Source organism: Flavobacterium sp. 83 (assembly GCF_000744835.1).
In the GTDB taxonomy this organism is placed as follows: domain Bacteria; phylum Bacteroidota; class Bacteroidia; order Flavobacteriales; family Flavobacteriaceae; genus Flavobacterium.
Map to the genome: position 1 here is coordinate 860687 of NZ_JQMS01000001.1, position 13271 is coordinate 873957.

At 34.2% G+C, this 13271-nt stretch carries 9 protein-coding genes; 4 read left to right on the forward strand and 5 right to left on the reverse strand.

Annotation, left to right across the window (positions count from 1 at the left end; genetic code table 11):
* Nucleotides 1–114: 114 nt before the first annotated feature.
* From T410_RS03750 to T410_RS03770, 5 genes are all read right to left on the reverse strand, one after another.
* Nucleotides 115–1581 carry an SGNH/GDSL hydrolase family protein gene (locus T410_RS03750; protein ID WP_035668834.1) on the reverse strand — a complete coding sequence of 489 codons (1467 nt, stop codon included), beginning with the start codon at nt 1579–1581 and terminating at the stop codon, nt 115–117.
* Between the two features lie 31 nt (nt 1582–1612).
* Entirely contained in the window at nt 1613–4447 is a 2835-nt protein-coding gene (locus T410_RS03755) for a TonB-dependent receptor domain-containing protein (RefSeq protein ID WP_035668835.1), read from the reverse strand.
* Nucleotides 4448–4806: 359 nt separating this feature from the next.
* A complete protein-coding gene (gene glmS / locus T410_RS03760; RefSeq protein WP_035668837.1) occupies nt 4807–6654 on the reverse strand; it encodes a glutamine--fructose-6-phosphate transaminase (isomerizing) in 1848 nt (615 codons plus the stop codon).
* Nucleotides 6655–6663: 9 nt separating this feature from the next.
* Nucleotides 6664–8346, reverse strand: a complete 1683-nt coding sequence (locus T410_RS03765; protein WP_035668838.1) for a DUF4270 domain-containing protein — start codon at nt 8344–8346, stop codon at nt 6664–6666.
* A 21-nt stretch (nt 8347–8367) separates the two neighbouring features.
* Nucleotides 8368–9174, reverse strand: coding sequence for a glycogen/starch synthase (locus T410_RS03770; protein ID WP_035668839.1), 807 nt, complete (start codon nt 9172–9174; stop codon nt 8368–8370).
* 108 nt (nt 9175–9282) lie between these two features.
* Here T410_RS03770 and panC point away from each other — a divergent pair, with 108 nt between their 5' ends.
* From panC to radA, 4 genes are all read left to right on the forward strand, one after another.
* Nucleotides 9283–10131: a pantoate--beta-alanine ligase gene (gene panC, locus T410_RS03775; RefSeq protein WP_035668841.1), complete on the forward strand. Its 849-nt coding sequence runs from the start codon at nt 9283–9285 to the stop codon at nt 10129–10131.
* A 14-nt stretch (nt 10132–10145) separates the two neighbouring features.
* Nucleotides 10146–10496 (forward strand): aspartate 1-decarboxylase, encoded by a 351-nt coding sequence (panD, locus tag T410_RS03780; RefSeq protein WP_035668843.1) that lies wholly within the window; start codon nt 10146–10148, stop codon nt 10494–10496.
* Nucleotides 10497–10622: 126 nt separating this feature from the next.
* Nucleotides 10623–11768, forward strand: a complete 1146-nt coding sequence (locus T410_RS03785) for an alpha/beta hydrolase (RefSeq protein WP_035668845.1) — start codon at nt 10623–10625, stop codon at nt 11766–11768.
* The gene (gene radA / locus T410_RS03790; protein ID WP_035668846.1) at nt 11768–13129 is read left to right on the forward strand and encodes a DNA repair protein RadA; all 1362 of its coding nucleotides are present in this window, start codon (nt 11768–11770) and stop codon (nt 13127–13129) included. Before T410_RS03785 ends, radA begins: the two co-directional genes overlap by 1 nt.
* Nucleotides 13130–13271 lie beyond the last annotated feature (142 nt).

A 13271-nucleotide genomic window follows, 5' to 3' on the forward strand; every position in this document is an offset into this window, starting at 1 on the left:
CTGCTTTGTTTTTTTATATTGTTTTAAAACAAACAAACCTTTATTATTCGGGTAAAAACAAAAAAACCACCACGTTATAAAACGGATGGTTTTTCATGCCAGACCACAATACGATTATTGAATTATGGCTGGATATAATATCGAATATTGACTCAAATCAACAGGCTTTAATGTTGAAGAATATTTCGCATTTATGGCAGCCGTAAAAGCATTTGCAATTAAAGCATAACCTCTAGGACTGGGATGAATCCCATCAAGTGAAAACGCCCCACCAGTTACATAAGCCGAAGTAAGTGTAAAACTATTACTAACAATTCCTCCACTTGATAATTGAGTCATAATCACTTTCGTATCAACAAAAGCCAGTCCTTTAGCATCAGCAATTGCTTTTATAGTGACATTATAAGCATCTGTAGCAACTTTAACTTCGGCAATCTCATCTTTAGTCAATATCCATTGATCAGCTAAAGGAACCGAAACCCCATTAACAGCAGCTGGATTACCATTCACAAGAGTCCCGATAAAAGTTCTAGATGTTAAAACAGGCAAATCCTCAGCAGTAGCTTGTCTATAAGAAGGGATGCCATATGCAGCTAAATTTGTTAAATAACTATCAACAACAACAACCGCATTACTGCCCGCAACAAACTTAACCGTTCTCTTTGTTGCTTCTGCAGCCGTAATCAAACCATTTGCCGCAGCATATTGCAATCCACCATTATATGCTGCATAACCAGCATTTAATTGAGCAGCCACCTCTGCAGTTAACGGAACTGGATTATAAGGAACAGTTGTAAAATAAGGAAGCGTATTTACATAAGGGAGATTTGCAACCACTCCTTTTGCTCCATTTGCAGTTAAATTAGTAACCAAACTTGAATAAACACTTGCAAAAACATTAGGATCAGTTATATCATTTCCACCATAAGTAGCCGGATCTAAATTCCCTGTTTGGTTTACACCAACACCCCCAGATGTAGCATAACCCAAGACATCATTCCCTCCAATCCATAATGAAAAGAAAGTGGGTGCCTGAACTAAAGCATCGGCCAAAACTGTTGTACCGGACGAAGTTGCAAATCTTGCAAAATAAGGATTTGCTTTACCCGAAGCAACTCCGGCAACATTTCCATATCCAGGCGCTACCAAATGATAACTTTTTGCCCCAGGAATTCCTAAATTATTAAAAGGCCCAGTGATTTTAGTACTCACTTCAGTTGTAGGTGTTCCACTAACCGGCGCAGGCCCTGCGCCATTGAAATACAAGCGAACTCCAGCTATTACATTTCCTCCCAATAACAATCCACCAAAATTATCTGATGTAAAAGGTATCTTGAAGTCCCCTCCACCTGCAGTAGCAAATTGCTGAGCTACTATATTTACATAAGAACCTTCCTGTCCTTTTTTGAAAAGCGCGCCATCACTATAACCTGCCGCAAAAGAATCCCCTAACGCAACATATTTTGTAAAACTAGCCGTCCCCGAACTCACCGGCTCTTCAACGACAGTTGTATTATCATCATTATTACATGCTACAAAGCTTAAAGAAACCAATAGTAGCCATTTGAAATTTTTTATCATGGTCGTATTTTTTTTTAAATTAAAGCCTTAATTATGGGTTGATTGTCCAAGAAGCAAAAAACTGCTGTCCAATTAATCCTGCACCTAATACCTGAGTATACTCTTTTCCGCCAATGTTTGAAGCTCCTAATTTAAGAGTTGATTTAAGTTTTGGCATATTGTAATTTACTTGAGCATCGATTACTGTAGCTGAAGCGATCATACCATCCACCATTGTAGATTGCCACAAATAGGAACTATTCCATCTTCCGCTTATGTTAAATCCAAAATTATCAAACAATTTTTCGTTTCCAAATGAAGCTTTTACTCTATGTTTTGGTGTATTAAACCCAGCTTCAAAACTTGGATCTTTTTCTTGATCAAACTTAAATTCAGCAAAGTTATAATTAACACCAACTTCGAAATTTCTATATACTTTTTTAGAAAGTCCAATCCCAAAACCAAGGGATTTGATTTCAATATTAGTATTCGTATATAATTGATAGGCTCTGTAATTACCATTTTGAAGCGCATGTAATGACTGTGTTCCAGGATCTGTTGGACCTGCTAAAGGACTTGGAGAATCTTGTGCTTTACCATATAACGGCGCAACAACATTTAAGTTTCCAATGAAATCATTGTAAATATTATAATATCCATTAATATCAACTGACATGTCTTTTATGAATGAGCGGTATCCTAATTCAAATGCTTTAACCTGTTCTGGCTTCACATAATTAACATTTGTTTTTCTCAACAAAGCGGACCCTGCAACAGGATTACTAGCTGCCAAGGCACTAAACGCCCCAACCGAAGATGCTGTGTATGAATTATTATAAGCATTAATCCCCGTCATAACAACAGTTGATCCACCAGCAAAAGCCTGACCTACAGCAGTTGAAACTGGTAAAATTTCACTATATCTTGTTAAGTTATCAGGAGCTGAACCAAGCAATATTGCACTTCCCACATTAAAACCAATGTATTGATCTTGCGTTGAAGGATTTCTGAAACCGGTTTGAAAAGAAGCTCTAAAGTTGTGTTTCTTACTTTCTCCTCCAGAATATACTAGCGACACTCTAGGTGAAAAACTACCATCGAAATTTTTTGATTTATCATAACGAAGAGATCCTGTAAATTTCAATCTGTCATCTACAAATCTTTTTGTTAACTGTGTATAAGCACCATATTCATTGTAATTAATAGGTCCATTTGCATCAGTATAAATTCTGCCATGAGAATTTAATTCATACAATCTAAAAGATCCACCAACTTGAATTTCGGCAAATTTTATAACGTCTTTAAAATTATAATTTGCATCCGAATGGTATATTTTAGAATTATCTACCAATTTTGAACCTGAAAGCACACTTGGATCAGCAATTACTTGATTAAAAGCATTTTTAAACTCAGGCGTTCCTGGTAAAAATCTACCTGTATCGGCAGTAGCTCTTGCTGCAATATGCGCATTTTCAGGAGTCATACCAGCTAATGTAGATTGAATATAAGCACCTGCATATTGTCCGAACCATGTTTTATCATCTTTCCATTTTCTATTTATGTTGATACCTGTAAAAAGCATATCATAAGAATCTCCCCCGTCTTCAGTTGTAGTATACCCTCTTACAAAAAAGTTTTTACCTTTAAATTCTAATTTATGTTGTTGCATAAAAAAGTTATTCAAATAATATCTGTTTGCCCCTTGATATACTGCATTTCCAAAACCAAATTTACTTTGCCAAATGATTTCTAAATTTTCATTTCCAAAAGGTCTGTAATGAAGCGAGAAATCAATTTTAGTATTACTTGCTTTATTATCCGTTAAATTTACCTCGTTGTACCCCGTTCTGCTCACATTATAGTTAGGCAGTAAGTTGACAGCTCCTTGAGATATCAAACCTAAAGTAGCCAATGATTGCCCAACTCCTTTTAAATTTGTAGAAACTTCATCCCCATATACATTTATACCATCGTAATTCACATTACTTCTGTCAATACCCGGATGTGTTTTGTCATCATAATTTGTTGCATGCCAATCTGTACCTCTCATATAAGTAAAGTTAACTTTACCCGCTAATTTTGAACTAAACGCATGCGCCATTCTAACTCCATAATCAATAAAATCGTTCGACCCTGCAGCTTCTTGACTAGTTTGCCCATATTTTGCGTAAGCAGTGATTCCTTGACTTGTAAATGGGCTTTTACTATTCATAAACAGAATACCATTAAATGCATTTGCTCCGTATAGAGCAGAAGATGCACCTGGCAACAACTCCACACTTTGAACATCTATTTCTGAAACACCAATTAAATTTCCTAACACAAAATTTAATAATGGTGAAGAGTTGTCCATTCCGTCAACCAATTGCATAAAACGAGTATTTGCCACAGTTGCAAAACCACGTGTATTTATTGACTTAAAGGACATACTACTTGTATTCATCTGAACTTCTTTTAAATTCTCTAAACCATCATAAAAGGTTGGCGATGCCGTTTTCTTTATATCAGCAACACTCATTCTTTCAATAGTAACAGGAGATTCTAATACTCTTTCCGGTGTTCTGGAAGCAGAAACAACAATCTCATTCAATTTTGTTTCTGCATCAGCAAGCTTAACACTGATTTTTTGATTATTTGAAGAAACATTTACTCTTTGAGAACCATAACCTATGCTTGTAATAGTAAGCACATAGGGAGGTTTTTTTGATGAATTTAAAGTAAATTTTCCATCAATGTCGGTAACGCTACCAGCGGTTTCTCCAACAATTTTGATATTGGCTCCAGGAATAGGTTGATTGTTACTGTCTGTAACAATACCTGAAATTGTATTTTGAGCAAAAGTTAGGCTACAAAAAAACAATGACAAAAAAAGTAAATACACTCTCATTGGGTTAAAGTTTGTTGGTTTATGATGGCAAAGTACAAATATTTTTGATATTAATAAAAAAGCGCCTTTAAAATTTAATAATTATCAGTGATTTTGATTCATTTGCACTTATTCTTTATTTTTTGTTTTTTGTTTTTTATTAAAAATTAAGTAAAAACATCAAAATTACATTATGCACGCATATAATAAATGCATTAATCATAATTTTTTTTAATAATTAATAATAATTTAATAAAAGTGAACTGGAGACTAAAAAAAAGCTTTTTTAAGATAATTATTTCAAATTAGCAAAAAATAAACATAAAAAAACCTCGAAAGAAATTCTTCCGAGGTTATATCTTAAAGTAAACAATATTGTATTATTCTACAGTAACTGATTTTGCTAAATTACGCGGCTGATCCACATTACAACCTCTCATCACGGCAATATGATAGGATAAAAGCTGTAACGGTATTGTTGTTATTAAGGGTGACAATGCATCCGAAGTTTCTGGAATTTCTATCACATAATCTGCCAAATCACGAACTTGAGTATCCCCTTTAGTTACTACCGCAATAATTTTTCCACTTCTGGATTTAATTTCCTGAATATTACTTACAATTTTATCATAATGACCTTGTTTTGGAGCAATAACGACAACCGGCATATGCTCATCGATCAGTGCTATTGGACCATGTTTCATTTCAGCAGCTGGATAACCTTCCGCATGAATGTATGATATCTCTTTAAGTTTCAATGCCCCTTCAAGAGCTACCGGAAAATTGTACCCCCTACCTAAATACAAACAATTAGGAGCATCTTTAAATGTAGCAGCAATTTCTTTAGCCCTTTCATTTGTTTCTAAAGCCTCTTTTACTTTTTCAGGTATAATTTCTAATTCTTGCAAATACCTATGAAAATCTGTATTAGACATGGTTCCCTTGGCTTTAGCCAAACGCAACGCAATCATTGTCAACACAGTAATTTGTGTAGTGAATGCTTTAGTCGAAGCAACACCTATCTCAGGACCTGCGTGTGTATAAGCACCTGCATGCGTTTCTCTTGAAATAGAAGAACCTACTACATTACAAACCCCGAACACAAAAGCTCCATTTTCTTTTGCCAATTTTATAGCTGCCATAGTATCAGCAGTTTCTCCTGATTGAGAAATAGCAATTACTACGTCTTTACTACTTATTATAGGATTTCTATATCTAAATTCAGAAGCATATTCTACTTCAACTGAAATTCGGGCAAATTCTTCAAATATATATTCTGCAACTAAACCTGCATGCCAAGATGTACCGCAAGCCACAATTATTATTCTGTCCGCATTTAGGAATTTTTCTAAATTATCCTCTACACCTGACATTTGGATAATTCCTTCATTTGCATGAAGTCTACCACGATACGTATCTTTAATTACACTTGGTTGTTCATAGATCTCTTTCAACATAAAATGATCGTAACCTCCTTTTTCAATTTGCTCCAAATTCATTTGAAGTTCTTGAATATAGGGATCAACTAAAGAATCATCTTTAATTTTCCTTACTTTCATTGGTTTATGCAACCTAATATTTGCCATTTCGCCATCTTCTAAATAAATAGCATTTGACGTATACTCAATAAATGGAGAAGCATCAGAAGCAATAAAATATTCTCCTTCACCTACACCAATTGCTAACGGACTTCCTAAACGTGCCGCAACAATTTCATTTGGATTTTTTTTATCAAAAACGGCAATTGCATAAGCTCCAACCACTTGATTCAAAGCAACCTGAACTGCTTTTCCGATTTTCAATTTTTCTTTCTTCTGAACTTCTTCTATTAGATTTACAAGAACTTCAGTATCTGTATCTGAGTGAAAAATATATCCTCTTTTTATTAATTCCTCTTTCAATGGAGCATAATTCTCAATAATTCCATTATGGATTATAGCTAAATCTCCTGAATTAGAAAGATGCGGATGCGAATTTACATCGTTTGGAATCCCATGTGTTGCCCAACGAGTATGTCCCATTCCTATGGTGCCATCAGTAGAAATTTCTTTAGCTGCTCGCTCTTCTAAATCTACAACTTTACCTTTAGTTTTAGAAATTTTTAAGTTCTCGCCATCATATAACATGACACCAGCACTATCATAGCCTCTATATTCTAATCGTTTCAACCCTTTTATCACAATCGGATAAGCTTCCCTATAACCGATATATCCAACAATTCCACACATAGCTTTTACTTAATTAGGTTTTGTATAAAAAATTTCAAGTTTTAATCTTTTGTCATAATTAGAATCTCCAAAAGGAATGTTATTTCCAAATAAAATAGTCCCTAATGGATTCATTACACTCGCCTTTGGAGCTTGAGAAATAAATGCATTTGGAGTTCTCACTTTATAAGAAGCAACGGCAGTTATATCTTCAGTAACCACTAGTCCTAATTTGACATTAGTTGAATCTACGTTTTTAATAAGATTGCGAATCTGATTAGTAATCCTGATTTTATAAGTCAATCCTCTTTTAGAAGTTGCATCTGTATTTATGTTCCCATCAAATACTAATTTTGATTTTTTCGCATCAGCGCTTGTTGAAGCATCATTGTAATAATCAACAACAGGCCTATGATTTGTATAATCATACAAATAAATCCTTCTTGGCTCAAAGCTGTTTATCATTGTACTTGCATCAATATGAAAAACAAGATTCGCTTCATTGATCAACCACTTTTTACCATCAGCCGGATATCTTAAATCATCTAATTCATCAGAAATCCCATTTGGCCCAGTTAGGTTTCCGTTAGCATCATATCCTTTCAAATCTTTTTTATCAAATAAATCAATGATAGCTACAGAACCTTCACCACCTTTTAAATATAATTTTCCGTCTCCGGCAGTTGTATTTCCAGTATTTGGCAATGCATTATAGGCAATACCTGTAGCTCCAAAGTTATTATTCAATAAACTTACAGAATTTCCGGTCATATTAAGAACAATACTTTTTTTAACCCTTGTCACTGTTACAACACCACTTGTTGATGTAGTAGTTAAATCTTCGTTATAATTAACGGTAATTTTTCCAGCTTTGAAATTCAACATAGCTAAATTCCCATCACTGCTTCCTGATTTTTCGATTTTAAAATAAAGCCCTCTGAAATAGTCTTTAAAAACATCACTTGAAGCTAATTTACCCGCATTTGCACCATCAATAATCTTTGTTTTAAAATAGCTTTTATTCAAATTCAACTGCATTCCCGGTGCAGTTCGTGTAACAGTCTCTACTTTAGTGATAGAATCTGTTGTTTTAACCACATGTTCAGCAGGATCAAAGAAAAAATTATCGTTTTGAGCTAAATCGGCATCGTCATTCAAACGAGTAGAAACTTTAATATTATCGAAATCAGTATTTTGATTGGTATAATATTTTTGAGCAAGTTGAAATCCACCTGTAGGGTCACTATCTCTCATGTAATATCCACTTTCATGAATACTTAATTTCATTGGTGCTTTACTAACTCCGTAAATTGAATCTAATGTATAAATGTGACTACCGTCAGTATTCGTAACTGTTTTCGAAGCTTTATAATAGTAAGGTATAGTCAAAACTACACTTGTAACAAAAGGTCTTGAACTAATACCTGTGGCAGTTACCGTGGATGCTAAAGTCAATTGTGTATTGAAATTGGCTGTCGTTTCTCCAAAATTAGGGTTTTTATATATCCCTAATGGATTTACAGCAAGATTATCAGATTGAATAGGTCCAGTTTTTTGGTTGTAAGCTACTACACTAAATATTGTGTCTTTAAGTCCAAAATGGTTATCCCCAATTAAATCCCCACCAATCGCATTATAATCTTTATCGCAGGAATACAAAAGAATGATACTTGATAAAACCAGTATTTTCTTGAAAAAAGAAATATTGTACATATTAAATAATAAAAGTTTAATTTAAAGAACCTCGTTTTTATAGAAATTAGTATACGCTTCCGCGAATTTATCTTTCGGCACGAAAGGTAAAAAAGGTTTACCCGAAGATTCTATAAATTTTGTTAAACTTGAAGACAGGTTTTCTGAAGCAATGATTACAGCATCAGAATGCATAACTGTTGCTTTTATAATATTTTCATAATCGGGAATTGCTAAATCAGCTATTGCTTCATCAGGAACACCATCAAATTTCACCTTATTTATCATTTCTGCATCTAAAGTTCCTTCAAATGACTGACTGTAAACTGAGGTTACAATCTTTGTTTCTGAAAATAAAGCTTCATTTTTATAAAAATGTTTCATATATATAGGCAACATTGCAGCCATCCACCCATGAACATGAATAATATCAGGAACCCAATTTAATTTTTTAACCGTTTCTACCACTCCTTTTGCAAAGAAAATAGCGCGCTCATCATTGTCTGGATACATAACACCTTCTTCATCTGCAAATGTGGCTTTCCTTTTGAAATATTCGTCATTATCTATAAAGTAAACTTGTATCCTCTCTTTAGGAATTGAAGCTACTTTTATAATCAATGGCATATCCAAATCATTTACTACCAAATTCATCCCCGAAAGTCTAATCACTTCGTGTAATTGGTGTCTTCTTTCATTTATATTTCCATATCTAGGCATGAAAATCCTTATTTGTCCTCCCTGATCATTAATCATTTTCGGCACGTCATAAGACATTAAAGAAACCTCATTTTCAGCGAGATAAGGCACCACTTCAGATGATACATATAATATCCTCTTATCTTTCATATTGTAATTTACTTAGTTTATTGGTAATAAAAACCACGCAAAATTACAAAAATTTATGCAGTTATTAACTAAAATAGTAAGTTTGCATTTAATTTTAATAATACCACCATGCATATTTTCTATGGAAAAGTAGCTTTGAGAGACTATTTGAAATCAATCAAAACTTCAAATTCCACCATTGGATTTGTTCCAACTATGGGCGCTTTACATCAAGGCCATTTGGCTTTAATGCAAAAATCGCTACTAGAAAATGAAAATACTGTAGTGAGTATTTTTGTAAATCCAACCCAATTTAACAATCCGGAAGATTTAGCAAAATACCCAAGGACATTAGAAGAAGATGTGAAAAAACTTACCGCTTTGAGTCCAAAAATTATTTTGTATGCTCCAACTGTCGAGGATATTTATGACGGACAGCCCTTGTCTCAATCTTTTGATTTTGATGGATTAGAAAACCAAATGGAAGGAGAATTCAGACCTGGACATTTTAATGGTGTCGGAACTATTGTAAAACGTCTTTTTCAAATTGTAGAACCTACAAATGCCTATTTTGGTGAGAAAGATTTTCAGCAATTACAAATCGTCAAAAAGATGGTCGCTAAAGCGCATTTGAAAGTAAACGTAATTGGTTGCCCAATTTACAGGGAACCCAACCACCTCGCTATGAGTTCTCGAAACGAACGTTTATCCCCTCACGAAAGAGAAGAAGCTGCAATAATTTACAAAAAACTGACTATTGCCAAAGAAAAATTTCAAACAGAAAGTCCTGAATCAGTAACGGAATGGGTTAAAAAAGCTTTCGAAAACAACACTCTTTTCAAATTAGAATATTTTGTAATAGCTGATGAAGAAACGCTATTACCCAGCGAAATAAAAGAATCCGATAAAAAATACCGCGCTTTTATAGCCGTTTTTGTCAACAATATTCGTTTGATTGATACCATTTCATTAAATTAATTTACTTTTGTAAAATGCAAATTCAAGTCGTAAAATCAAAAATACACCGAGTAAAAGTTACCGGAGCCGATTTAAATTATATCGGAAGCATTACAATTGACGAAGCTTTACTAGATGCGTCTAACATTATTGAAGGCGAAAAAGTATCTATTGTAAACATCAACAATGGAGAACGCTTTGATACTTATGCCATCAAAGGGGAGAAAAATTCAGGCATCATAACTCTAAATGGTCCTGCTGCTAGAAAAGTACAAAAAGACGACATCATCATTATCATTTCATATGCCACATTAGAATTTGAAGAAGCCAAAACCTTCAAACCGTGGATCATTTTTCCAAATGAAAATGACAATTCATTGACCTAGATTTTTAGAATAAAAATAAATTGTTTGCTTTTTTGAACTGTAGTGTTTTTTGCTATTTCTATTTTAATAAAAGTAGTATATTGCTACTCCATTTAGAATAAATATAATTTCTAAAACTCCCAAATCATGAAACAAATAGTACTCTTTTTACTTTTTTCTATTTCAGTATTTTCTCAAAAAACAACACTGCCATTCGATTCAAATAAAATAGGAAGTCGAGAAATTACTATTGGATTACCCCCATCCTATGAGAAAAACCCAAACAAAAGATATCCAATCCTAATTTTACTGGATAGTGATTACTTATTTGACCCTTTTTATGGCGCTCTGAACTATGGTGCCTATTGGGATGATCTACCTGAAACAATAATCGTTGGAATCAACCAAAACAAAAAAGACGAACGAACAGAAGATAGTAATTATGATGCTGCAGACGGAGTCCCTTCAGGGAAAGGCGCTGCTTTTTTTGAATTTATTGGTGGCGAATTACTTCCTTATATCGAAAAAAAATACCGTACTGTACCCTTCCGAATTATTGCCGGACATGACACTACTGCTGGGTTTTTAAACTTTTTTCTATACAAAGACGCACCATTATTTAACGCCTATATTTCTTTAAGTCCAGAACTTGCAACTGACATGGAAAACCGGATTCCAGAAAGACTTTCAAACACAAAACAACCTGTTTTTTATTATCAATCAACTGGAGATGGTGATGTAAAACGACTTCAGGAGCCTATAAAAAACCTCGACCAAAATATGAAGATGGTTACAAATCCTTTAATCAATTACAAATTTGATGATTTCAAAGGAGCATCCCATTACTCCCTCGTGCTTTACTCAATACCAAATGCTTTGTATCAGTTTTTTGATTCTTACAAACCAATTTCATCAACTGAGTACACAGAAAAAATCGCTGTACTTCAAGCTGGTTATGTCGATTATTTGACGAATAAATATGATGCTATATCAAAAAATTTAGGTCTAAAAATTCCTATTCGAATCAATGATTTCAAAGCAATTGAAGCGGCAATTCTAAAAAATAATGCTTATCAAGAATTGGATAAATTGTCTGATGTTGCCAAAAGAAATTATCCAAAATCAATGCTTGCCAATTATGAATTGGGGCTTATGTATGAAAAAATGGGCGATCCTAAAAAAGCAGCAAAATTATATCAGTCAGCTTCACAATTAGAAGAAATTGGATCTTTGAGCAAAGATATGATGTACCAAAAATATGACGACATGAAAAGTCTAACACCAAAAAAATAATGTCAAAAGTAAAAACTACTTTTTTTTGTCAAAACTGTGGAGCCCAATATGCAAAATGGCAAGGGCAATGCAATTCCTGCAAAGAATGGAATACCATCGCTGAGGAAATCATTCAAAAACAAGAAAAAGTGGCTTGGAAGAGTGAACCAACTTCGAGCAATAAAGCGACAAAACCATTAAAAATAAACGAAATTGATTCCACTCAGGAAATCCGAATGGATACTACTGACGGCGAACTCAATCGCGTACTTGGTGGCGGTATCGTTCCTGGTTCTCTAATTCTTTTAGGTGGTGAACCCGGCATTGGAAAAAGTACACTTTTGCTTCAAATATCCTTAAAACTGCCTTACAAAACCTTGTACGTTTCGGGCGAAGAAAGTCAGAAACAAATAAAAATGCGTGCCGAAAGAATTACGCCAAGCGGAGATAATTGTTACATTTTAACAGAAACTAAAACCCAAAATATCTTTAAACAAATTGAAGCCATACAGCCTGAAATCGTGATTATCGATTCCATTCAAACCTTGCACACGGATTACATTGAATCAACTCCCGGAAGTATTTCTCAAATTAGAGAAACCACTGCCGAATTGATAAAATTTGCCAAAGAAACCAATATTCCTGTGATTCTGATTGGTCATATCACCAAAGACGGAAACATTGCTGGGCCAAAAATATTGGAACACATGGTTGATACGGTTTTACAATTTGAAGGCGACCGGAATCATGTGTACCGGATCTTACGTTCGCTAAAAAACCGTTTTGGTTCCACTGCTGAAATTGGTATTTATGAAATGTTAGGCAATGGTTTACGCGAAGTTTCTAATCCTTCGGAGATATTAATTTCACATAAAGATGAGGAATTATCAGGAACTGCAATTGCCTCAACATTAGAAGGAATGCGACCATTGATGATTGAAATTCAATCGCTGGTTAGTACCGCCGTTTACGGAACCCCGCAACGCAGCACAACAGGTTATAATGCCAAAAGACTGAATATGATTTTGGCCGTTTTAGAGAAAAGAGCTGGTTTTAGGCTAGGCGCCAAAGACGTTTTTCTCAACGTAACTGGAGGAATTTCGGTAGATGATCCAGCCATTGACTTGGCCGTTGTAGCAGCTATTTTATCCTCAAATGAAGACATTCCGGTAAATAAAGATTTTTGCTTCGCTGGCGAAGTGGGACTTTCTGGCGAAATACGTCCTGTGAACCGCGTAGACCAGCGCATTCAGGAAGCCGAAAAACTAGGATTTTCGACCATTTTTGTTTCGAAATACAATAAAATCGCCTTAAAGAACACCGGAATTAATATTCGGTTGGTCGCCAAAATTGAAGACATTGCAAGTGAATTGTTTGGATAGAATTCCATTTATCTCGTAAAAAAATCAACTGAAACTTCTCATAATCTAATTTATAATCCTAGACAACTACGATATTTATAACAGAATTCGGAAAATAAGTTAAATGAGTCTATTCTTTAGTTTTTTACCTGTAACTATTTAT